Source organism: Shumkonia mesophila (assembly GCF_026163695.1).
Classification (GTDB): Bacteria; Pseudomonadota; Alphaproteobacteria; order Rhodospirillales; family Shumkoniaceae; genus Shumkonia; species Shumkonia mesophila.
The window spans coordinates 77,402-98,413 of sequence record NZ_JAOTID010000007.1 but is presented as its reverse complement, the minus strand read 5'-3'; the positions used below and the strand labels follow the sequence as shown (position 1 = coordinate 98,413).

The 21,012-nt window shown below is 67.0% G+C and carries 26 protein-coding genes and 1 riboswitch; of the genes, 18 read left to right on the top strand and 8 right to left on the bottom strand.

The window, feature by feature from the left end:
• Positions 1–21 precede the first annotated feature (21 nt).
• Both ODR01_RS13345 and ODR01_RS13340 read right to left on the bottom strand, forming a co-directional pair.
• Positions 22–354, bottom strand: coding sequence for a hypothetical protein (locus ODR01_RS13345; RefSeq protein WP_316978166.1), 333 nt, complete (start codon positions 352–354; stop codon positions 22–24).
• A gap of 72 nt (positions 355–426) precedes the next feature.
• On the bottom strand, positions 427–870 hold the full coding sequence (locus ODR01_RS13340) for an NUDIX hydrolase (RefSeq protein WP_316978165.1): 444 nt from the start codon (positions 868–870) through the stop codon (positions 427–429).
• A 115-nt stretch (positions 871–985) separates the two neighbouring features.
• Between ODR01_RS13340 and thrC the strand changes: the two genes are divergently transcribed.
• Together thrC and ODR01_RS13330 are read left to right on the top strand one after the other, a co-directional pair.
• On the top strand, positions 986–2,395 hold the full coding sequence (gene thrC / locus ODR01_RS13335) for a threonine synthase (RefSeq protein WP_316978164.1): 1,410 nt from the start codon (positions 986–988) through the stop codon (positions 2,393–2,395).
• The gene (locus ODR01_RS13330) at positions 2,392–3,651 is read left to right on the top strand and encodes a M16 family metallopeptidase (RefSeq protein WP_316978163.1); all 1,260 of its coding nucleotides are present in this window, start codon (positions 2,392–2,394) and stop codon (positions 3,649–3,651) included. Before thrC ends, ODR01_RS13330 begins: the two co-directional genes overlap by 4 nt.
• Before the next feature lie 56 nt (positions 3,652–3,707).
• Here ODR01_RS13330 and ODR01_RS13325 read toward each other — a convergent pair whose 3' ends face one another.
• Positions 3,708–4,286 carry a YqgE/AlgH family protein gene (locus tag ODR01_RS13325; RefSeq protein WP_316978162.1) on the bottom strand — a complete coding sequence of 193 codons (579 nt, stop codon included), beginning with the start codon at positions 4,284–4,286 and terminating at the stop codon, positions 3,708–3,710.
• 208 nt (positions 4,287–4,494) lie between these two features.
• On the opposite strand from ODR01_RS13325, the gene ODR01_RS13320 reads away from it, so the two are divergent.
• The 3 genes from ODR01_RS13320 to ODR01_RS13310 all read left to right on the top strand — a co-directional run bounded on the left by ODR01_RS13320 (position 4,495) and on the right by ODR01_RS13310 (position 7,540).
• On the top strand, positions 4,495–4,818 hold the full coding sequence (locus tag ODR01_RS13320) for a DUF1476 domain-containing protein (RefSeq protein ID WP_316978161.1): 324 nt from the start codon (positions 4,495–4,497) through the stop codon (positions 4,816–4,818).
• Between the two features lie 28 nt (positions 4,819–4,846).
• Positions 4,847–6,949: a protein-disulfide reductase DsbD family protein gene (locus ODR01_RS13315; protein ID WP_316978160.1), complete on the top strand. Its 2,103-nt coding sequence runs from the start codon at positions 4,847–4,849 to the stop codon at positions 6,947–6,949.
• A gap of 108 nt (positions 6,950–7,057) precedes the next feature.
• Entirely contained in the window at positions 7,058–7,540 is a 483-nt protein-coding gene (locus tag ODR01_RS13310) for a peroxiredoxin (RefSeq protein ID WP_316978159.1), read from the top strand.
• Positions 7,541–7,569: 29 nt separating this feature from the next.
• Here the strand turns inward: ODR01_RS13310 and ODR01_RS13305 are convergent, their stop codons facing one another.
• The 3 genes from ODR01_RS13305 to ODR01_RS13295 are packed head-to-tail and all read right to left on the bottom strand — an operon-like array spanning position 7,570 to position 9,390.
• Positions 7,570–7,920 (bottom strand): cupin domain-containing protein, encoded by a 351-nt coding sequence (locus ODR01_RS13305; RefSeq protein WP_316978158.1) that lies wholly within the window; start codon positions 7,918–7,920, stop codon positions 7,570–7,572.
• 2 nt (positions 7,921–7,922) lie between these two features.
• The gene (rnhA, locus tag ODR01_RS13300; protein ID WP_316978157.1) at positions 7,923–8,423 is read right to left on the bottom strand and encodes a ribonuclease HI; all 501 of its coding nucleotides are present in this window, start codon (positions 8,421–8,423) and stop codon (positions 7,923–7,925) included.
• Positions 8,424–8,427: 4 nt separating this feature from the next.
• A complete protein-coding gene (locus tag ODR01_RS13295; RefSeq protein ID WP_316978156.1) occupies positions 8,428–9,390 on the bottom strand; it encodes a homoserine kinase in 963 nt (320 codons plus the stop codon).
• 186 nt (positions 9,391–9,576) lie between these two features.
• Here ODR01_RS13295 and ODR01_RS13290 point away from each other — a divergent pair, with 186 nt between their 5' ends.
• From ODR01_RS13290 to ODR01_RS13230, 13 genes are all read left to right on the top strand, one after another.
• The gene (locus ODR01_RS13290) at positions 9,577–9,816 is read left to right on the top strand and encodes a CDGSH iron-sulfur domain-containing protein (RefSeq protein WP_316978155.1); all 240 of its coding nucleotides are present in this window, start codon (positions 9,577–9,579) and stop codon (positions 9,814–9,816) included.
• Between the two features lie 5 nt (positions 9,817–9,821).
• The gene (locus tag ODR01_RS13285) at positions 9,822–10,388 is read left to right on the top strand and encodes a hypothetical protein (protein WP_316978154.1); all 567 of its coding nucleotides are present in this window, start codon (positions 9,822–9,824) and stop codon (positions 10,386–10,388) included.
• A gap of 82 nt (positions 10,389–10,470) precedes the next feature.
• A riboswitch (glycine riboswitch) is annotated at positions 10,471–10,571 on the top strand.
• A gap of 156 nt (positions 10,572–10,727) precedes the next feature.
• Complete coding sequence (gene gcvT / locus ODR01_RS13280) at positions 10,728–11,840, top strand: glycine cleavage system aminomethyltransferase GcvT (protein ID WP_316978153.1); 1,113 nt, start codon at positions 10,728–10,730, stop codon at positions 11,838–11,840.
• A gap of 19 nt (positions 11,841–11,859) precedes the next feature.
• Positions 11,860–12,237, top strand: coding sequence for a glycine cleavage system protein GcvH (gene gcvH, locus ODR01_RS13275; protein WP_316978152.1), 378 nt, complete (start codon positions 11,860–11,862; stop codon positions 12,235–12,237).
• Positions 12,237–13,583, top strand: coding sequence for an aminomethyl-transferring glycine dehydrogenase subunit GcvPA (gene gcvPA / locus ODR01_RS13270; RefSeq protein WP_316978151.1), 1,347 nt, complete (start codon positions 12,237–12,239; stop codon positions 13,581–13,583). The genes gcvH and gcvPA overlap by 1 nt, the downstream gene beginning before the upstream one ends.
• Positions 13,580–15,079, top strand: coding sequence for an aminomethyl-transferring glycine dehydrogenase subunit GcvPB (gene gcvPB / locus ODR01_RS13265; protein ID WP_316978150.1), 1,500 nt, complete (start codon positions 13,580–13,582; stop codon positions 15,077–15,079). The genes gcvPA and gcvPB overlap by 4 nt, the downstream gene beginning before the upstream one ends.
• Positions 15,080–15,816: 737 nt before the next feature.
• Positions 15,817–16,419, top strand: a complete 603-nt coding sequence (locus ODR01_RS13260) for a CHAP domain-containing protein (protein WP_316978149.1) — start codon at positions 15,817–15,819, stop codon at positions 16,417–16,419.
• Positions 16,420–16,954: 535 nt separating this feature from the next.
• The gene (locus tag ODR01_RS13255) at positions 16,955–17,272 is read left to right on the top strand and encodes a MarR family transcriptional regulator (RefSeq protein ID WP_316978148.1); all 318 of its coding nucleotides are present in this window, start codon (positions 16,955–16,957) and stop codon (positions 17,270–17,272) included.
• Complete coding sequence (locus ODR01_RS13250; RefSeq protein ID WP_316978147.1) at positions 17,269–17,511, top strand: helix-turn-helix transcriptional regulator; 243 nt, start codon at positions 17,269–17,271, stop codon at positions 17,509–17,511. The genes ODR01_RS13255 and ODR01_RS13250 overlap by 4 nt, the downstream gene beginning before the upstream one ends.
• Before the next feature lie 19 nt (positions 17,512–17,530).
• Positions 17,531–17,728 (top strand): hypothetical protein, encoded by a 198-nt coding sequence (locus tag ODR01_RS13245; protein ID WP_316978146.1) that lies wholly within the window; start codon positions 17,531–17,533, stop codon positions 17,726–17,728.
• Positions 17,729–17,938, top strand: coding sequence for a helix-turn-helix domain-containing protein (locus ODR01_RS13240; RefSeq protein WP_316978145.1), 210 nt, complete (start codon positions 17,729–17,731; stop codon positions 17,936–17,938). It abuts the gene before it with no gap.
• Positions 17,938–18,138, top strand: coding sequence for a helix-turn-helix domain-containing protein (locus ODR01_RS13235; RefSeq protein ID WP_316978292.1), 201 nt, complete (start codon positions 17,938–17,940; stop codon positions 18,136–18,138). The genes ODR01_RS13240 and ODR01_RS13235 overlap by 1 nt, the downstream gene beginning before the upstream one ends.
• Positions 18,125–19,189 (top strand): CHAT domain-containing protein, encoded by a 1,065-nt coding sequence (locus ODR01_RS13230; protein ID WP_316978144.1) that lies wholly within the window; start codon positions 18,125–18,127, stop codon positions 19,187–19,189. Before ODR01_RS13235 ends, ODR01_RS13230 begins: the two co-directional genes overlap by 14 nt.
• An 84-nt stretch (positions 19,190–19,273) precedes the next feature.
• Here ODR01_RS13230 and ODR01_RS13225 read toward each other — a convergent pair whose 3' ends face one another.
• Both ODR01_RS13225 and ODR01_RS13220 read right to left on the bottom strand, forming a co-directional pair.
• Positions 19,274–19,645: a hypothetical protein gene (locus tag ODR01_RS13225; RefSeq protein ID WP_316978143.1), complete on the bottom strand. Its 372-nt coding sequence runs from the start codon at positions 19,643–19,645 to the stop codon at positions 19,274–19,276.
• A gap of 62 nt (positions 19,646–19,707) precedes the next feature.
• Positions 19,708–20,898 (bottom strand): MFS transporter, encoded by a 1,191-nt coding sequence (locus ODR01_RS13220; protein WP_316978142.1) that lies wholly within the window; start codon positions 20,896–20,898, stop codon positions 19,708–19,710.
• Positions 20,899–21,012 lie beyond the last annotated feature (114 nt).

Here is a 21,012-nt window from a genome sequence, read left to right as displayed (position 1 = left end):
TTTCGGCGGAAGGAAAAGGGATCAGGCGGCGATCCGCATGCCCGGCCGGATGTGCCAGGCGCCGACCACCTCGCTGCGGGGAATGGCCCTAAGCACGGCAGCGCAGTCGATCTCGCTTTCGAGAAAGACGACGAGGCCCTTGATGCCGGCGAAGTAATAGGACTTGAAGGCCTTGGCTCCCGCCACCGCGGCGCCGCTCACCAGCCCCATGTGCCGGTCGTAATCGCCCCGCGCCCGACCGAGAAACTGGATTTCATAGCTGAACATGGACGCTGCCGCCTTGTCGATACGTGTGCTGTCGAAGAACGGCCGGTGCGCCTCGGCCAGGTCCCGCGCCCAGGGCGCGGATTGCACTGGCGACCATGGTGGGAAAAAAAGGTTTCCAAATCGTTTACGACCGCGGTGTCGTCTTAATTTTTTGAGAGATCATGGGCACACGGCGTCCCGCTCGCCGGCCAGCCGGATGGCGTGGCGCGCCACCCGCTCCACGTCGAAGCTGACCGCCGCGCCGGCCGCGGCGATCTCGTCGGGCGAAAACCACCCGACCTCGAGCGCGTCGTCTCCGGCCCTGGGCGTTCCGGCCTTCCAGCGGCACAGAACGGCGACCAGGACGTAGTGATAGCGCAGGCCCCCCGCCGGATCGCGGTCGATCACATCGACCGCCGAGAAGATGTCGAGGGCCTCGCCGACGAGCCCCGTTTCCTCGGCAAGCTCGCGCACGGCGGCCTCGGCGATCCCCTCGCCGGGCTCGATGCGGCCACCGGGATAGCCCCAGCGGCCCTGATCGGGCGGATTGGCCCGGCGAACCAGAAGGACGCGTCCCTCATGGACGATGGCGGCGATGGTGGCAGGCGTGGGTCTGGCGGTCATGCCCCATTATGGGAAAGATCGGGTCGCGAATGAAGCCTCCTCGCCGCTTGCCCGGGCCAGCGGCGGGGGATAGGCTAGGCGCCCTTTGGCAGCCCTGGTTTCCGGGAGATCGTTCGTGAAATACGTCAGCACACGGGGTAAGGCCCCCATTCTTCCGTTCGACGACGTCCTGCTGGCCGGCCTGGCCCGCGACGGCGGACTCTATGTGCCCGAAACCTGGCCGCGCTGGACGCGCCAGCAAATCCGGGCGCTGCGCGGCCTCACCTACGCCGAGCTGACCACCGAGGTCATCCGTCCCTTCATCGGCGGCACCATTCCGGACGCCGCGCTCGCCAGGATCGTCACCGACGCCTACGCCGGGTTCGGCCATCCGGCGGTGGCGCCCTTGAAGCAGATGGGCGGCGACCGCTGGGTGCTGGAGCTGTTCCATGGGCCGACGCTGTCCTTCAAGGACTATGCCCTGCAGGTGGTCGGCCGCCTGTTCGATTACGTGCTGAAGGCCAAGGGCCAGCGCGTCACCATCGTCGGCGCCACCTCGGGAGATACCGGTTCGGCCGCCATCGAGGCCTGCCGCGACCGCGAGGCCGTCGACATCTTCATCCTGCATCCCAAGGGGCGGGTTTCCGACGTCCAGCGCCGCCAGATGACGACGGTGCCCTCGGCCAACGTGCACAACATCGCCGTCGAAGGCACCTTCGACGATTGCCAGGATATGGTGAAGGCGATGTTCAACGACGCCGCCTTCCGCGACCGCTTCAACCTGTCGGCGGTCAATTCCATCAACTGGGCCCGCATCATGGTCCAGATCGCCTATTACTTCGCCGCCGCCGTGGCGCTGGGCGCGCCGGACCGGGCGATCACCTTCGCGGTACCCACCGGCAACTTCGGCAACGTCTTCGCCGGCTATGGGGCGCGCCGCATGGGGCTGCCCATCCCCAAGCTGATCATCGGGTCCAACAGCAACGACATCCTGACCCGCTATTTCACCGGCGGCATCATGGAAACCGTACCCGTCGTCCCCACCTTAAGCCCCAGCATGGACATCCAGATCTCTTCCAACTTCGAGCGCCTGCTGTTCGAATTCTATGGCCGCGACGGCGCCCGTCTGGCCCCGGTCATGGAGCGGTTCCGCGCCAAGGGAACCATTTCCTTCGGCCGCGGCCGCTGGCAGCGCATGCGCAAGATCTTCGAGGGCACGCGGCTCGACGACGCCGGCACCCGCGACGAGATCCGCCGCGTCTATCGGGAAACCGGGGAAATGCTCGATCCGCACAGCATCATCGGGCTGGTCGCCGGCGAACGGCTGCGCGCCGCCGACGGCTCGGCCCTGGTCGCGGTGGCCACCGCCCATCCCGCCAAGTTCCCCGCCGCCGTCGAGGAGGCGACCGGCGTCAGGCCGGGCCTGCCGCCCCGCCTGGCCGACCTGTTCGAGCGCCGGGAACGCTATGACGTTCTGCCGGCTGACATCGGCGCCATGAAGGATTTTGTAACGGGCCGCATGGCCCGGAAGGTCGTCAGCGCATGACCGTCGAAGTCACCCGGCTGGAAAACGGCCTGACCATCGCCACCGATGCCATGGATTCGGTCGAGACCGCCTCGGTGGGCGTGTGGGTCGCCGCCGGCACCCGCGACGAGCGGCCCGAGATCAACGGCGTATCGCACCTGCTGGAACACATGGCCTTCAAGGGCACCCGGCGGCGCAGCGCCCAGGCCATCGCCGAGGAGATCGAGGCGGTGGGTGGGCATCTCAACGCCTACACGTCCCGCGAGCACACCGCCTATTACGCCAAGGTGCTGAAGGACGACCTGCCGCTGGCCGTCGACATCATCGCCGACATCCTGCAGAACGCCACGCTGGATGCCGACGAACTGGCCCGCGAGCGCACCGTCATCATCCAGGAGATCTCGCAGACCCTCGACACCCCGGACGACGTGATTTTCGACCATTTCCAGCAGACCGCCTACCCCGACCAGCCGCTCGGCCGCCCCGTCATGGGCTCGGCCGAACTGATCCGCGACATGCCGCGCGGCGAAATCGTCGATTACATGCGCGGCCATTACAGCGGCTCGGGGATGGTGCTGTCGGCGGCCGGCCGGATCGACCACGAAACGGTGGTGCGCCTGGGGCGCGAGGCCTTCGGGGACTTGCCGGCCGGTGCCGCCCATTCCCGCGTGGGGGCAAGCTATGTCGGCGGCGACTTCCGCGAGGCCAAGGACCTGGAGCAGGTTCACGTGGTGCTGGGCTTGGCCGGCGTGGCCTACGAGGACGACGACTTCTATGCCGTCTCGGTGCTCTCCACCCTGTTGGGCGGCGGCATGTCGTCGCGCCTGTTCCAGGAGATCCGCGAGAAGCGCGGCCTCGTCTACACCATCCAGTCGTTCCATTCCTCCTATTCCGATGGCGGCCTGTTCGGCATCTATGCCGGCACCGGCGAAGGCGAGGTGGCCGAGGTGATGCCGGTGATCTGCGAGGAGGTTCGCAAGGTGTGCGAGGCGGTCAGCCCCGAAGAAGTCGACCGCGCCCGCGCGCAACTGAAGGCCAGCCTGCTGATGGCGCTGGAAAGCACGTCGTCCCGGGCCGAGCAGTTGGCCCGCCAGTTGATGGTGTTCGGACGGCCGGTGCCGGTCGCCGAGACCATCGAGCGGGTCGAGGCCGTGGACGGCGAAGCGGTGATCCGTACCGCCCGCCGCCTGATCGCCAGCCGCCCGACCTTCGCCACCCTGGGACGCATCGCCAAGGTCGAAACCTACGAGAAGATCGCCGACCGGCTGGCCTCCTGAACGGCGTTCGCCGTTTTACCGCCGTTTTACCCTATCGGGCGGAGCGGCGATCGCGTTTACGCGTGGCCGGCGGAATCCGACAGCATGCGGGGGTCGATGCCGAGCTTCGCCATCGCCCTTTCCCATTTGTCGTCCACGTTGCCGGCGCCGAACACCAGATCGTCGTCGGCGGCGACGTGCAGCCAGCCGTTGGCCTTGATCTCGTCGTCCAGCTGGCCGGGGCCCCAACCGGCGTAACCCAGGGCCAGGAGAGAGCGACGCGGGCCGCTGCCGATGGCGATCGCCTTCAGGATGTCGACGGTGGCGGTGAGCGCCATCTGTTCGTCGACGATCAGGGTGGCGTCGCGCCGGTAGTCCGGCGAATGCAGCACGAAGCCGCGGCTCGATTCCACGGGACCGCCGAAATGGATCTTGATCTGATCGCCGATGCCGACGCTTTCGATGCCGAGCTGGGCCAGCAGGTCGGGGAAGCTCAACGATTCGATCAGCTTGTTGACCACCAGGCCCATCGCCCCGTCGGCATTGTGGGCGCACATATAGATCACGGTCTTGGTGAACCGCGGGTCCATCATGCCGGGCATGGCGACCAGAAGCTGGCCGGCCAGATAGGATTTGTCTTTTGCTGCGACAGCCATCGTTCCTTAGCTCTGTCAGCGGTTGTCGAACGCCCCTCCGGGAGCGAAGGAATATCCTTTATTTTGACATAGGGACCCCGGCGGGGAAAGCCGTTCCGTGCCACTTTTCGCGGCTAACACCATCGAGTGATCCGTCCTTAAAAATCGTCAAAAAGACGCCATCTATTGGCCACGTCTCCGGTTTTTTGCAACGAAGGGAACCGACGCCATGGTCATGAAACCGCGCAGCGACGCCCACGAACGCAGGCACCTCGCCTCGCACGAGGAAGAATTCAGAATCTCGGCCCGCCGCAACCGTCTGCTGGGCCGGTGGGCGGCCGCGAGAATGGGCCTCAGCGGCGAGGCCGCCGAGGCCTACGCCCGCGAGGTCGTGGCCTCCGATCTCGAAGCGCCCGGAGAGGAGGACGTGCGACGCAAGCTCCTGGACGACTTCTCGAACAAGGGTATTATCGTCACCGAAAGTGAACTCGCCCACCAGATGGCCTCTCTTTTCGATGAAGCTCGCGCCCAGGTCGCCAAAGACAATCCATGACCCCCGCCCGACCCGGCCGGTGCCGGCGATGAGCCGCCGGCGTCGGGCGCTCTTCGCCGTCGCCATTCTCCTCGGCGGCACCTCGATCCCGCCGGCCGCGGCCGCGCCGCCGGCTTCGCCGTGGGCCGAAACCGAGCAGACGGCGGTCCGCCTGATCGCCGCGACCGAGGCGGTCGGCACCGCCGAAAGCGTTCCGCTCGGGCTGGAGTTCCGTCTGGAGAAGGACTGGAAGATCTATTGGCGCTCGCCGGGCGACGCCGGGTTCCCGCCGCGCCCCGACTGGTCGGGATCGGAAAACCTGGCCCAGGCCACGCTAAGCTGGCCGGTGCCGGCGCGTTTTTCGGTGCTCGGCCTGGAAACCCTGGGCTACGAGGACGCCGTCGTCCTGCCGCTCGCCGCCCGCCTGGAACGGCCGGGCCGGCCGTTGCGCCTCAGGGCCAGCGTCGACTACCTGACCTGCAAGGAAATCTGCATCCCCTATACGGCCGAGCTGGCGCTGGACCTGCCGGGCGGAGAGGCGGCGCCCAGCCCGTTCGCCCATCTGATCAACCGCTTCGCGGTGCGCGTTCCCGGCAACGGCGCCGCCCACGGCCTGTCGATCCAGCGGGTGGAGGCGGTGGGCGAGGGCTCCACCGCCGCCCTGCGCGTCGTCGCCTCGGCGGCATCGCCCTTCGGCGCCCCCGACGTCTTCGTCGAAGGGCCGCCCGAGCTGACGTTCGGCCGCCCGGATGTCCTGCTCGAACAGGCCGGGCACGTCGCCGTCGCCACCCTTCGCGTCCACGGGCTCGATCGCCTCGAGCAGCCGCTCGCCCAGCTGCCGTTGACCGTCACCCTGGCCGACGGACCGCGCGGCGCCGAACGGGCCGTCGTTCCCGTCGCCGCCAGCGCAAGCGGCACGGCGTCGCTTGGCCTGATCGTCGGGCTGGCCCTGCTGGGCGGGCTCATTCTCAACCTGATGCCCTGCGTCCTGCCGGTGCTCTCGATCAAGCTCCTGGGTGTCGTCAGCCACGGCGGCCGGGCGCCGGGCGAGGTTCGGCTAAGTTTCGTCGCCACCGCCGCCGGCATCGTGTTCTCGTTCCTGGTGCTGGCGGCGGGGCTGATCGGAGTCAAGGCGGCGGGCGGCGTCATCGGTTGGGGCATCCAGTTCCAGCAGCCCTGGTTCCTGGTCGCCATGGCGGTGATCGTCACCCTCTTCGCCGGCAACCTGTGGGGCTTCTTCGAGATCCGCCTGCCGGCGGCGCTGGCCGGGCTTGGCGGCCCGTCGGCATCGGCGGGCGGGCTGGCCGGCTCCTTCCTGACCGGTGCCTTCGCCACCCTGCTGGCCACCCCCTGTTCGGCCCCCTTCCTGGGCACTGCGGTCGCCTTCGCGCTGGCCCGCGGGGCCGGCGACATCCTGCTGGTGTTCGCCGCCCTCGGGCTTGGCCTCGCCCTGCCCTACCTGCTGGTGGCGGCCGTCCCGGCGATGGCGACGCGCCTGCCGAAACCGGGGCCGTGGATGATCTGGCTGCGCCGCGTCCTCGGCTTCGCCCTGGCGGCGACGGCGGCCTGGCTGGTGACGGTGCTGGCCGGCGTCCTGGGGGCCGTGCCCGCCGCCGCCATCGCCTTCGTGCTGGCCGTCATCATCGGCTTTCTCGCCGCCGGCCATCATTTCGGCGGACCGTTCCGCGCCGCCTCGATGGTCGCCGTGGCCGGATTGACCGTGATCGCCTTCGTGGTGCCGATCAGCGCCGGCGGCAAGTCCGTCGCCGCCGGCCCCGCCGCCCTGTCCAAGGTGTGGCAGCCGTTCGACGAGGCGGCCATCGGCGGCCTCGTCGAGAAGGGCAACGTCGTCTTCGTCGACGTCACCGCCGACTGGTGCGTCACCTGCCAGATCAACAAGACCTTCGTGCTCGGCCGCGACGCGGTGGTGGCCCGCCTGGCCGCCCCCCCGGTGCTGGCCATGGAAGCGGACTGGACCCGCCCCAGTACCGACATCGCCCGCTACCTGGCCAGTTTCGGCCGCTACGGCATTCCCTTCAACGTGGTCTACGGACCGCGCGCGCCGCAGGGCCTGGTGCTGCCCGAGCTGCTGAGCGAGGCGGCCGTTCTCGGCGCCCTCGAACGGGCCGCCGCCATCCCGCCTGCGAATTGACCGCCGGCCCCTGGAATCGGGTCCGGGGCACCCCATCTTAGCTGGTGCCGGGGGCCGCAAGGCCCCCCGGGTCTATTTGTTTATCGCTAGTCGAGGGAACCCATCGCCATGACCATCAAAGTCGGAGACCGCTTGCCGTCCGCCACCTTCATGACCATGGGCAAGGATGGCCCGCAGCCCCTGAGCAGCGACGAGCTGTTCAAGGGCAAGAAGGTGGCGCTGTTCGGCGTGCCCGGCGCCTTCACGCCCACCTGTTCGGTCAAGCACCTGCCCGGTTACGTCAAGAACGCCGACCAGTTCAAGGTCAAGGGCGTCGACACCGTCGCCTGCATCGCCGTCAACGACGTTTTCGTGCTCGAAGCCTGGCGCAAGTCGGAAGGCGTCGGCGACACGGTGAAGATGCTGGCCGACGGCAGCGGCGACTTTGCCAAGGCGGCCGGCCTGACGTTCGACCTCAGCGGCAAGGGCCTGGGCGTGCGCCTCCAGCGCTTTTCCGCCATCGTCGACGACGGCGTCGTGAAGTCGCTGAACGTCGAGGAGCCGGGCGCCTTCGAGGTATCGGGCGCCGAAAAGCTGCTCGGCCAACTGTAAGAAGCCGTTCGACGACCGCGCGGCCGCCGTCAGAGTTCGGGGGCGCCGCGCGGTATCAGGCAGACGAAACGCAGCGGCAGGCTGCCGGTGTTGCAGAACTGATGCTCTTCGCCGCCCGGCACGAAGACGACCGAGCCCGGCTGCACGTCGATCCACTCGCCATTGCGCCAGACCGCCCCCTTGCCGGCGTGCACGAAGACTTCGTGCTCCCAGGCATGGGCGTGGCGGGGCGTCGCGCCGCCCTCGGCCAGTTCGAACAGGCGCATGGCAAAATTGGGCGCCCCGTCGGCCTGGCCGATCAGCAGCCGGCCGACGACGCCGGTGGCGCCGGCCCCCTCGAAGCTCTTGGTGGGTGCGTCCTCGAAATGCATGACCTTCATGATCATCCTCCCGTTGTCGCTCGTTCGGCCGCCTCGGCGCCGGCAATCTCGGCGATGCCCCGCCGGGCCAGTTCGTCCGCCCGTTCGTTCTCGACGTGGCCGGCGTGGCCCTTGACCCAGTGCCATTCCACCCGCTGGCCGACCAACAGCGTGTCCAGCCGTCGCCACAGATCTTCGTTCTTGACCGGCTTCTTGGCGGCGGTCTTCCAGCCGTTGCGCTTCCAGGCGTGGATCCAGCCGGTAATGCCGTCGCGCAGATAGCGGCTGTCGGTGTGCAGGCGCACCGGCACCGGCCGGCCCAGCGCCTCCAGGGCCTTGATCGCCGCCATCATTTCCATGCGGTTGTTGGTGGTCATCGCCTCGCCGCCATAGAGCTCCTTCTCGTGGCCGCGCCAGCGCATCACCGCTCCCCAGCCGCCCGGTCCCGGATTGCCGCTGCAGGCGCCGTCGGTGAAGATGTCGACGGCGTTGTCCTGTTCGGCGCGGGGGTTCGGTTCCGTCACGGCATCATCCCAATCCATAGGCGCCCGGGCCGGTGACGGCCTGATGGAAGCGCAGTTTGCCCAGATATTCCAGCGGGTCCTTGGGCGTCACCAGGGCCCCCTTCGGGGTATGCACCCAGTCGTAGAGCCGGGTCAAAAGGAAACGCAAGGCGCTGCCGCGGGCCAGCACCGCCAGGCCCGCCAGTTCCGCCGCCGTGAAGGCCCGCACCCGCCCGTAGGCGGCCAGCAGCCGCCTGGCCTTGGTGGCGTTGAACGCGCCGTCCCTCTCGAAGCACCAGGCATTCAGGCAGACCGCCACGTCGTAGGCGAAAAAGTCGTTGCAGGCGAAATAGAAGTCGATGAGGCCGGTGAGCGTGGGCCCCCGGAAGAACACATTGTCGGGAAAAAGGTCGGCGTGGATGACGCCGGCCGGCAGATCCGCCGGCCAATGGCTCTCCAAATAGGCCAGCTCCGCCTCGAGCTCGGCGGCCAGTCCCGGCTTGACGGTATCGGCGTGGTCGAGCGAGGCCGCCAGCAGCGGCCGCCAGCCGGCCAGCGACAAGTCGTTGGCCCGGTGGAGCGCAAAATCGGCGCCGGCCCGATGCAGATGCGCCAGCGCCTGGCCGAGGGCGGCACAATGATCGGGCGTGGGCCGGCGCGGCCACATGCCGTCGAGGTAGGACACCATCGCCGCCGGCCGCCCGCACAACTCGCGCAACACCTGGCCGTCGGCGGTGCCAAGCGGCGTCGGGCAGGGCACGCCCTTGGCTGCCAGATGCTCCATCAGCCCCAGGAAGAATGGCAGTTCGTCGCGTTTCACCCGCCGTTCGTAAAGCGTCAGGATGAAGCGGCCGCCCTCGGTCTCGACCAGATAGTTGGTGTTCTCGATGCCCTCGGCGATGCCCTTGCACGACATCACCTCGCCGACGCCGTAACCGGCGACGAAGGCGGTCAGGTCCTCGTCCGAAACCTCGGTGTAAACGGCCATGTCTTCCCTCGGGATCGGTGGCGGCGGGGGCCGGGCGGCCCCGGGCCACCGTCTGTTTACGGGCTGGAGGCGCCGCTGGCAAGGGCGGGCCGGCGCGGGAATCCAGCGAGCGGCCTTGAGCCGCCGGCGGGAGTCCCCTAAAGTCGCCTTCTCACGCCCGATCCGGCATAGAAAGAAGAAAATGCCATGGAACCATCCATTGTCGCCCAAAAAGGTCCTTACGCGGTCGATGTCGAGGCCGGCAAGAAATACGCCTGGTGCCGCTGCGGACGCAGCGCCGGGCAGCCCTATTGCGACGGCTCCCACAAGGGAACCGGCCTGACGCCGACGGTCTTCACCGCGAAGCAGTCGGAAACCGTCCATCTGTGCGGCTGCAAGCGGACCGGCGACGCGCCGTTCTGCGACGGCACCCATTCGACATTGTGAGCGCCATGACGCATCTTTTCGCTTACCGGCCGGCCGCGATCGCGATGATGACGGCGGCCCTTTCCGCCTGCGGGATGTTCACGGCCAGCGCCCCGCCGCCGCCCTGCCCGGAGCTTTCGGTGCTCGGCGATGCCGCCTCGCTCACGAAATTCGTCGAGGGGGCCGGCCGCGATCTCACCGATGTCCTCTACGAGGCCCGGCTGGTCGATGCCACCGGGGCCTGCGACTACGACATGAAGAAAGAGACGGGCGAGGGAACGCTTTCCGTCGAGATGGCAGTTTCGATGGAGATGGCCCGCGGCCCCGCCAATCGCGACGGCAAGGCGCTGGTGCATTATTTCGTCGCCGTGACCGGCAAGGACCAGGAGATTCTCAACAAGCAGGACTTCGCGGGCACCGTCGAGTTCACCGGCAACCGCAGCCAGCTTCGCTGGACGGACGAACCCGTCTTTCTCGCCTTTCCCCTGAAAAAGGGACAGACCGGCCGCGACTTCCGGATTTACGTGGGATATGACCTGACCCCGGAGGAACTGGAGTTCAACCGCAAACAGGCCAGCGGAATCCGTCGCTAGGCCAGCGCTGACGGTTGACCTTGCCCGGCAAGTCTCTAAACTGGCCCTCGGGTGCTGGCGCCTGTCGGTGACGGGCTCAAGGACCCTTCCTGTGGGAGAGACCGGATCGGCGGGTCGGCCGCCACCGGCGCCGAAGGAGCAACCGCCCCGGAAACTCTCAGGCAAAAGGACCGCAGGAAGACTGAACTCTGGAGAGCGGGCGTTCGCCTTAGGGAGGGGCGCCCCACCGAAGATGTAAGCTGGCGCGTCGTCGGCGATTCTTTCAGGTCGTGGGACAGAGGGGGCATCCGTCGGCATGGGGCTGGCGGAGTGTGCCTTCGTTCCGCCCGGGAGAAGCCGATGACCGACGCCCCGTCCGAAAACCTCAAGCGAACGCCGCTGGATTCCCTGCACCGCGAACTCGGCGGCCGCATGGTGCCCTTCGCCGGCTATGACATGCCGGTGCAATACGAAGGCATCATGGCCGAGCATCTTCATACCCGCGGTCATGCCGGCCTGTTCGACGTGTCGCACATGGGCCAGGCCCGCCTGTGGGGTCCCGACGCCGATGCCGCCTTCGAAACCCTGGTGCCCGGAGACGTCGTCGAACTGCCCCGTGGGCGCATCCGCTATACGATGTTCACCAATGATGCGGGCGGCATCCTCGACGACCTGATGATCGCCAGACGCGACGACCACCTGTTCCTGGTGGTCAACGCCGCCTGCAAGGACGCCGATTTCGCCCACATCGAAGCCAAGCTGGCCGGCCGCCTCAAGATGGAGATCCTGGCCGACCGGGCGCTTCTGGCGCTGCAGGGGCCGGAGGCCGCCAAGGTGATGGCCCGCCTCGCCCCCGCCTCGGCGGCCATGCCCTTCATGAGCATCACCGACATCAAGATCGCCGGCATCGGCTGCCAGGCCACCCGCTCGGGCTACACCGGCGAGGACGGTTTCGAGATTTCGGTGCCGGCCGCCCGGGCCGAGGAACTGGCCCGCACCCTGCTGGCCCAGCCGGAGGTCAAGCCGATCGGCCTGGGGGCGCGCGATTCGCTGCGGCTCGAGGCCGGGCTCTGCCTCTATGGCAGCGACATCGACGAAACGACGACGCCCATCGAGGCCTCGTTGCTGTGGACCATCAGCAAGCGGCGCCGCGCGCAGGGCGGCTTCCCGGGCGCCGCCGTCATCCAAAAGCAGATCGCCGAAGGGGTATCCCGCAGGCGCGTCGGCATCCTGCCCGAGGGCAAGGCGCCGGCCCGCGCCCATACCGTCGTCACCGACGAGGCGGGCGCGCCGGTCGGCGAGATCACCAGCGGCGGCTATGGCCCCAGCGTCGGCGGGCCGGTCGCCATGGGCTATGTCGAGACGGCGTTCGCGGCGCCGGGAACGCCGCTTCAATTGATTGTTCGCGAGCGCGCCCTGCCGGCGCGCGTCGTCAAGCTGCCGTTCACCGAACACCGTTACTTCAAGGGTTAAGCGAAGGGGAAACAAAGCGATGGCCACCGTCAAATACACCAAGGAACACGAGTGGGTGCGGGTCGAAGGCGACATCGGCACCGTGGGGATCACCGACCACGCCCAGCAGCAGCTGGGCGATCTGGTGTTCATCGACCTGCCCGCCGTCGGCAAAAAGGTCGCCAAGGGCGACGAGGCCGCGGTGGTCGAATCGGTCAAGGCGGCCAGCGAGGTCTACGCCCCGGTCGGCGGCGAGGTCGTCGAGGTCAACGCCGCGCTCGGCGACGACCCGGCCAAGGTCAATGCCGACGCCATGGGCGGCGGCTGGTTCTTCAAGATCCGCATCGCCGATCCGAAGGAACTGGACGGCCTGCTGGACGAGGCGGCCTATCGGGAACTGGCAGGCGAGTCCCACTGATGCGCTATCTTCCGCTCACCGGCGACGAGCGCCGCCAGATGCTGGCGACGATCGGCGCGACCTCGGTCGACGACCTGTTCAGGGACGTCCCCGCCGCGGCCCGCCTGAAGGGCGCCGTCGACCTGCCGCCGACGAGCGGCGAGATGGAGGTCGAACGGGCCCTTTCGGCGATGGCGGCCAGGAACCTGCCGGCCGTCGCGGCGCCTTCGTTCCTGGGCGCCGGCGCCTATCGCCACTTCGTGCCGGCGGCGGTCGACCACCTGATCCAGCGCGGCGAGTTCCTGACCGCCTATACCCCCTACCAGCCTGAAATCTCGCAGGGCACGCTGCAATACCTGTTCGAGTTCCAGACCCAGGTCGCGCTGCTCACCGGCTGCGAGGTCGCCAACGCCTCGATGTACGACGGCGCCACCGCCTGCGCCGAGGCCGTGATGATGGCCGGGCGCATCACCAAGCGGACCAAGGCCGTGATGTCGGGCGCGCTGCACCCGCACTATCGGGCGGTCGCCGCGACCTACACGCGCTTCCTCGGCATCACCCTGGAAACGCCCGAGCCCGACTGGACGAAACCGGAGGACCTGGCCGGCCTGATCGACGGCGAAACCGCCTGCGTCGTCGTGCAGAATCCCGACTTCTTCGGCCGCCTGGCCGACCGCAAGGCCCTGGCCGACGCCTGCCACGCGGCGGGCGCGCTTTTGATCGTCGTCGTGACCGAGGTGGTGTCGCTGGGCGCCATCCGTTCCCCCGGCGCCATGGACGCCGACATCGTGGCCGCCGAGGGCCAATCCTTGGGCAACGCGCTCAATTTCGGCGGCCCCACCGTGGGCCTGATGGCGACCCGCCAGAAGTTCGTCCGCCAGCTGCCCGGCCGGCTGGTCGGCCAGACCGCCGACGTCGACGGCCGGCGCGGCTTCGTGCTGACCCTTTCCACCCGCGAGCAGCACATCCGGCGCGACAAGGCGACCAGCAACATCTGCACCAATTCGGGGCTGTGCGCGCTGGCCTTCACCATCCACCTGACCCTGCTGGGCGAGGAAGGCTTCAAGCGCATGGCCGCGATCAACCACGCCAACGCGGTGAAGCTGGCCGAGCGGCTGGCCGGGCTTCCCGGCGTCGAGGTGGTGAACGACAGCTTCTTCAACGAGTTCACTCTCCGCCTGCCCAAACCCGCCGTCGGCGTCGTCGAGGCGCTGGCCGCCAAGGGCGTGTTCGCCGGCGTGCCGGTCAAGCGCCTGCTGCCCACGGTGGCCGGCACGGAAAACCTGCTGCTGGTGGCGGTCACCGAAACGAATGCCGAGGACGACATGGACCGCCTGACCGACGGCCTGAAGGAGACCACCCGATGAGCGCGCCCGCCCCCACGATCACCGGGAACCGCGGCCTGCAACTGGAAGAGCCGCTGATCTTCGAGCAGGATTCCCCCGGCAAGACGGCGGTCGACCTGCCGCAACCGGCGCAGGGCAGGGACCGCCTGGGCAGCCTCGGCCGCGAGGGGCGCATCGGCCTGCCCGGCCTTTCCGAGCCCGAGGTGGTGCGCCATTACCTGCGGCTCAGCCAGAAGAACTATTCCATCGACGCCGGCATGTACCCGCTGGGCTCGTGCACCATGAAGCACAACCCGCGGCTCAACGAAAAGATGGCCCGCCTGCCCGGCTTCGCCGGCGTCCATCCGTTGCAGCCCATCTCGACCGTGCAGGGGGCGCTGGAACTGATCGGCGCCACCGGCCATTGGCTGTCGGTGCTGACCGGCATGCCCGCCGTCGCCATGTCGCCGGCCGCCGGCGCCCATGGCGAGCTCACCGGCCTGATGGTCATCCGCGCCGCCCTGGAGGACCGGGGCGACGCGAGGAAGCGCGTGCTGGTGCCGGAATCGGCGCACGGCACCAACCCGGCCAGCGCCGCCGCCTGCGGCTACACGGTCGAATCGATCCCGGCCAACGCGCGCGGCCGGGTCGACCTTGCCGCGCTCAAGGCCGCGCTGGGCCCCGACGTCGCCGCCTTCATGCTGACCAACCCCAACACCTGCGGCCTGTTCGAAAGCGACATCATCGAGATCGCCGACGCGGTGCACGCGGCCGGCGCCTTCTTCTATTGCGACGGCGCCAACTTCAACGCCATCGTCGGCCGCGTGCGGCCGGCCGACCTCGGCATCGACTGCATGCACATCAACCTGCACAAGACCTTCTCGACCCCGCACGGCGGCGGCGGCCCGGGCAGCGGCCCGGTGGTGCTGTCGGCCGCCCTGGCCCCCTTCGCGCCGGTGCCTTACGTGGTGAAGGACGGCAAGGGCTTCCGGCTGGTCGAAAGCGTCGCGGAATCGGAGGCCAAGCCGTTCGGCCGCATCAAGGGCTTCCACGGCCAGTTCGGCATGTTCGTGCGGGCGCTCGCCTATATGATGAGCCTGGGCTCGGATGGCTTGCGCCAGGTCGCCGAGGACGCCGTGCTCAGCGCCAACTACCTGATGGCCAGCCTCAAGGACACGCTGAGCGTGCCCTTCGAGGGACCCTGCATGCACGAGGCGCTGTTCGACGACCGCTTCCTCAAGGACACCGGGGTTTCGACGCTCGACTTCGCCAAGGCCATGATCGACGAGGGCTTCCACCCGATGACCATGTATTTCCCGCTGGTGGTGCACGGCGCCCTGCTGATGGAGCCGACCGAGACGGAAAGCAAGGCGACGCTCGACACCTTCATCGCCACGGTGCGCGGCCTGGCCGAGCGGGCCAAGGGAGGGGACGCCGAATACTTCCACGCGGCGCCCCGGCTCACCCCGCGGCGGCGCCTCGACGAAACCGCGGCGGCCCGCAACCCGATCCTGCGCTGGAGCCCGCCGGCCATCTAGAGCATTTTGCGGCCGCATGGAATCACCCTTTTGTTGGTCGTCATTCCCGCGAATGCGGGAATCCAGGGCAACCGCTCCGTCACTCGCCCTGGACCCCCGCATTCGCGGGGGTGACGATGAAGAATGATCCCGCCTGAATGCAAAATGCTCTAGACGCCTTCTTCTTCCGTCATGGCCGGCGCCGGGCGCGACCGGAAGCCGGCCGCAGGATGGGCTCCGCCGGGCCATGACGGGGAGAAGGAGGCGGCGCGCCGAGGGCGTGCGCCGGGCGTTCTCCACGCGCCCACGCCGCCGGGCGCCGCGACGGGTGCGCCATAGGCTCGTCATCCTTTGTCGTCCCCTGTCATCATTCGTCGTCATCCCCCGCCAGCCCCGGCGCTCATCCCAGGCGTCATTGCCCGGCTCGCCGTTCAGCCCGGGCAATCCCGTGTTCCGGCCGTCCGGATGCCCCGCATGGCCTCGGACTCCCCGATCAGGACATGATGTATATTTACGGAATATATGCCTATTTCAACATCGGAGTCAACCCGCAGGGACCGGAGCGGCTTCAGGCGCGAAACCGGTAACCGGTTCCCGGGCGTATACGCTAAATTAATCGCGTGAATGGCATGCTTGCGTTGGGAAGATCCGCATCGTTCCGCCGACCGGGTCCGCGAGGGAGCCCCCGAAGGAGGGGATGGAATTTGCAGCCACGAGTCCCGAGCCGGCCCCTGGTCCGTGAAACGGCGAAATGGGCATTGCCTCCCACCGCCCTTCGGCTGCTGTCGATTGCCGCCCTTCTCGCCATCCTCGGCGGCTGCGCCCCGCGCGCGCCGACGCCGCTTGTCGCCGCCCCGCCCCCCGCCGCCGTCCAGCCTCCCGCCGAAAATGGCGGCACGGCCGGCCGATATGTCGGCGGGCCGCTGATCCTGGAATGCGCGCCTTTCGCGCGCGCCCTTTCAGGGGTCGATTTGCGCGGCCCCGCCGCCGACTGGTGGGATAGGGCGTCCGGACGCTACGCCCGCTCTTCGCGGCCGGCGGTGGGCGCGGTGCTGACGTTCCGCCGCACGTCCCGGCTGCCCGACGGCCATGCCGCCGTGGTGTCACGCGTGGTCTCCGAGCGCACGATCCTTGTCACCCAGGCCAATTGGGTGCCGCATCGGGTGACCGAGGACATGCCGGTGATGGACGTTTCGCCGGCCAACGACTGGTCGGCCGTTCGCGTCTGGTGGCCGCCGAGCGGACAGATGGGAAGCCGCCACTACCCGACCTGGGGCTTCATCCTGCCGGACCGGCCGGTCTCCCGCGACGGACTGGAGGCATCCATGCGGGAAGTCCTTCGGGTGACGTCGTCCGACTGAACCCTGCCGGGGCAATCCCGGCTCGGAACGCCCGGGATCGGCCAGGAGGGGACTGACGCTTATAGGCGGGCGATTGGAAAATGCTGCCGCCTGATATGATCGGTCCAAATGGCGGCTTCCAACTCAACGTATCGCCATCACCCGAATGTCGCCGTCGAACATTGCGCCGGCAGGGTCGAAGAAGACGCGGCGCGGAACCGTCCGCGCGTCGCCGTAACACCCGTTGGTCACTCTCGCGCTTTCGGCTCCAGTGCCGCCTAGATATCGGAAGCCGTCACGGCTCCCGGCTAACCTATCCTCTTCTGAATTGAAGGGGCCGCCCGGCGCGACTGATAGCTCAATCGACTGCCAAATCCCATCGTTGGTAGCCCACGATATTATTCATGCTTATACATCCGGCGCCCATGACATTTTTCACCATTGGCTAACCCATAACTACATTTTGGTTATCCGCTAGAATAAACTAAAATTGAGGAGTATAGTACGTGAATAGCAATCGGTGATGGTTAGTGACAGCGGAGCTAACTGGGAGGCTATGGAGTTGCAGGAAACATTTCTTCGGGCAATTTTAGCCACGGTCGCGAGGCAGACATTCTCGCCCGCCAGAATCCTTGAGATCATGGGTCCGACCGCCGGCGAGAAGCAGCATCGCGCATTCAACCTGTGCGACGGAAGCAGGACGCAAGCTGACATCTCAAAAGAGCTCGGCCTCGATCCAGGCAACTTCAGCAAGTCACTCAATCGGTGGATCGACGAGGGCATCGTGATTCGCGTCGGGGAGAAGCGTGAAGCCCGTCCCCTTCACGTATACCCGCTTCCCGAAGCACTCATCAAAAAGGGAACCAAGAAATGAGCTCGTCCGATCCCCTAGTCGCTTTAAACGAAAAAATGGACACGCTGATCAAGATCCAGGCGGCGCTCGCGGTCAAAGACATGACTACACAACGTGAGAAGATCGTCTTTCTTTACGGCGCAGGCCTTGGGCCAAGCTCCATTGCCGCACTTCTCGGAACGACGCCAAAGACCGTGAGCGTGGCCATGGCCAAACACAAAAAGACCGCGTCGGCGAAAGTTGAGACCAATGATGAGTGATGCCAATCATCGAGAGCTCATGGACCTCCTGCGGACGCTTCTGAAAGTGCAGTCATTGTCGGCCGTGCATCACCTTCCGACCAAGAAGGAGAAGATCCTTTTCCTCTCCGAGGCCGGACTGAGCCCGAAGGAAATCGCGCCGATTGTCGGATCGTCGAGCGGCTCGGTCAGCCAGACTATTTACGACACCAAGAAGAAGGGCGCGAAGGAGACCTAGATGACCAAAGAGACAGATGACCTTTTGGGCGAAATGCGCGCGCTCAAAATGCTCATGATCCTCCAGTTGTTGCGCCAAGGCGTCAAGCAGAGCCAGATCGCGGCGATACTAGGCGTCAGCGAGCCGACGATGAGCCGGATGCTCCCCAAGGGCATCGCCAGGAGTGTGTCGAAGGGCGGCACCGCCTTTGCTGTAGAAGGGGTCGAGTGATGGAGGACACTCTCAAAAAGATTCTGTCCGAGCTCGAAATGATTCGGAAGATCAAGATGATCGAGCTCATGGAACGCGGCTATTCCCAGTCGAAGCTCGGCGATGCGCTTGGCATCAGCCAAGCGACGGTCAGTCGCATGATGGCAGGCAAGAAGCCCGCCAGCACCAAGGTTACGCAAAAATTGAATGGCGATGAATAGCCAGGCCCCCGTCGTCAATGTCTCCGGCGATTTCGAGGAGGCCATCCTCCGGTGGGCCAAGCATCTTGGCCGCGATAAGAACCGCCGCGCCGTCTTCGACTTGATTTATGGCCGGGGGTCCAAACCGCGGTCGAAGAAGCAGATCGCCGATCTGCTCGGCAAGACCGGGAGCACGCAGGTCGTCCAGAACGCCCTCGACGAGTTGGCAAAGCATCATCTGATCGTCCGCATGGAGAATAAAGGACACGTCAAGGACGGAAGCCGCTGGGTCTACGTGAAGGACGCTTCGGTTCGCGCGAACCGGAATATCATCGTGAAATACGCGGATGATCCCGGCGCTGCGAAGAAGGTTGCCACGAAGCGCCGTCCGGCGGTCGAGACCAGATTGTCGTTCGTCAAACCGGTAAAGCGAGCCGGAAAGCCACGCGGCAGCCGGCCGCGCCAGAGTGGGAAGCAGGCGCGACTGAAGATCGCCCTGTTGGTGACCAATCCTGACAGTCGGGCGTCACTGCAAACAGGCGTGGAAGCGCGCTATATCGACGAGGGCATCCGCCTCGGGAGCAAGGCTGGCGAGGTCGACCTGAAGGTCGTGCTCGCACCTACGCTCGACACGTTGCTCGACACGCTGAATACCTATCACCCGGACGTTATTCATTTTTCCGGCCATGGCGGCGGTCAGAACTTGCTATTCGACAATGAAAAAGCCGGGGATGACGGCGGGACGGTGTTGGACTTCGATATGGTCGCCCGTGTCGTTGGAGCGACGAGTGCCACCCCGAAGTTGCTCGTCCTTGTCGCCTGCGACACAGTAGACGGTGCCGATCGATTTCTAGATACGGTCCCGGCAGTGATCGCGATGGCCGATACGATCGACGATGAGGCGGCCTGCGAATTTTCGAAGCGATTCTATCGATCACTCAGTGCCGGTACAACCATTGCGAATTCGCTCGACCAGGCGAAGCTTATATTGGAAAGCAAGGGGTACGCAGACGCGAGTCTTCCGACGCTCGTGGTGCGAGACAAAGAGTTCGCACAGCGCACCCTTCTTTAGCGCACCTGTCGAAGATGAGGGCAACCGGTTCCCGCGTGCGCGGGGGTGACGACAAAGAACGATCCCGCCTGAGCGGAGAATGCTTTACAGAAAGCCCCCGCCGCCCTCGGGTCCTTCGCCGAATTCGCCGTCCTCGCCGCCGAACAGGTTTTCGACATAGGCGAACTGCTTGCGGAAGCCGCTGCGGCCGCGCAGTTTTTCCTGCGCCGCCTCGGGCAGGTCGGTGAACATCAGCACGCCCTTCTCGATCAGCACCTGCACCAGATCCTCGAGCACGCGCACCAGGCCGAGGTCGGATTCGATCCATTCCTTGCGCGCCGCAAGGTCGAGGACGGTGTCGTAGAGATAGGTGGTCAATTCGGGATCGCGGGGGTCCAGTTCCTCCAGCCCTTCCTGCCCCGGCTGGCGGAAGACGGCGACGATGGCCCCGCTTTCATCGCGTTTCACGAACGGCATGGTCTGCTTGTCCTCCCGACGATTTCCCGGGCGGCCCCCGGTGTGTGACCGCCATCCTGCCGTCAAGTCGCCCGCGCCGCAACCGCCGGCCGTTCGGTCGGCAGCGTCACCGCGGCGACGACGCCCAAGCCGGCGATGCCGACCAGCCCGAAGAACAGCCATTCGAAGCCGCCGGTCGCCGCGAACACCCAGGCCACCACCGGCACGGAAAGCGAACTGACCACGATGGCGGAAAGGAACCGCGCGCCATAGGCCCGGGCGTGCCAGGCCGGCGGCACGTAGTGGGCGATCAGGCTGTCCATCACCGGCTGCAGGCCCAGCGTGAAGACCACCATGACCACGGAAAGGGCAAACAGCGGCCAGTCCCAGGCCCGCGCCATGGCCAGCATGATCAGCACCTGGAGCGAGAGGGCCAGAACGACCAGGCGCTTCATCGACAGCCGGTCGGCCAGCATGCCGCCGACGTATTGGGCGGCGGCACCGAAAACGAAGATGGCGGCGGCGAAGAGTCCCACCGCCGACAGCTCGCCCTCCAGGAAGGTCAGGCGCTGCTCGAACACCTTGGGCATGGCCACCGTCTCGGTCTGATAAAGGAAGCCGACGCAAACGCCGGCCAGCACGATGGCGGCGAAGATCGGCAGCACGGAGCGCCCGTTGCCGTGGGCGCCCCCGGCTTGCGCCGACGGCAGCTTCGCCGGCGCGATCTCGCGGACCGCCCACACGAACAGGCCGCCCACGCCCAGGCAGACGAGGCCGGGCACGACGAAGGCGGCGCGCCATCCGAAGGTCGAGGTCAAAAACCCGGCAATCCCCGGCGCCAGCGCCATGCCGAGGCCGCCGAAGATGCCGTTGATGCCGAGCGCGCGCCCGCGCCTGGCGGCATAGCGCACCACCACGGCGGTGGCCACCGGATGATAGATCGAGGCGAACAGGCCGATCGCCGCCAGGCCCAGGCCGACCTCGACGGGCGTGCGCGCGAAGCCGGTGGCGAGCGTCGCCGCGCCCAGCCCGAAGAACATGATGATCAGGGTGCCGCGCGCGCTCCAGCGGTCGCCCAGCCAGCCGGCCGGAATGGCGCCGGCCCCGAACAGGATGACCGAAGGCGTCATCAGCACGATCAGTTCGCCGTAGGTGCGCCCGAATTCGGCCCCCATGGCCAGCACCGCCGTCGGGTAGATCAGCATCAACAAATGGTCGAAGCTGTGCCCGAGGCACGAGAAGACGAGAACGGGATGGGGGAATCGGCGTGACATGATAATCGATCTTAACCCATAATCCCTTCCCGCCGTCCACACCATAATGCGCGACGGCCATGCCGAGCGGGCGCCACGGCGAAAATGGCCGCCCGCCGCCACGCCAGATGGAAA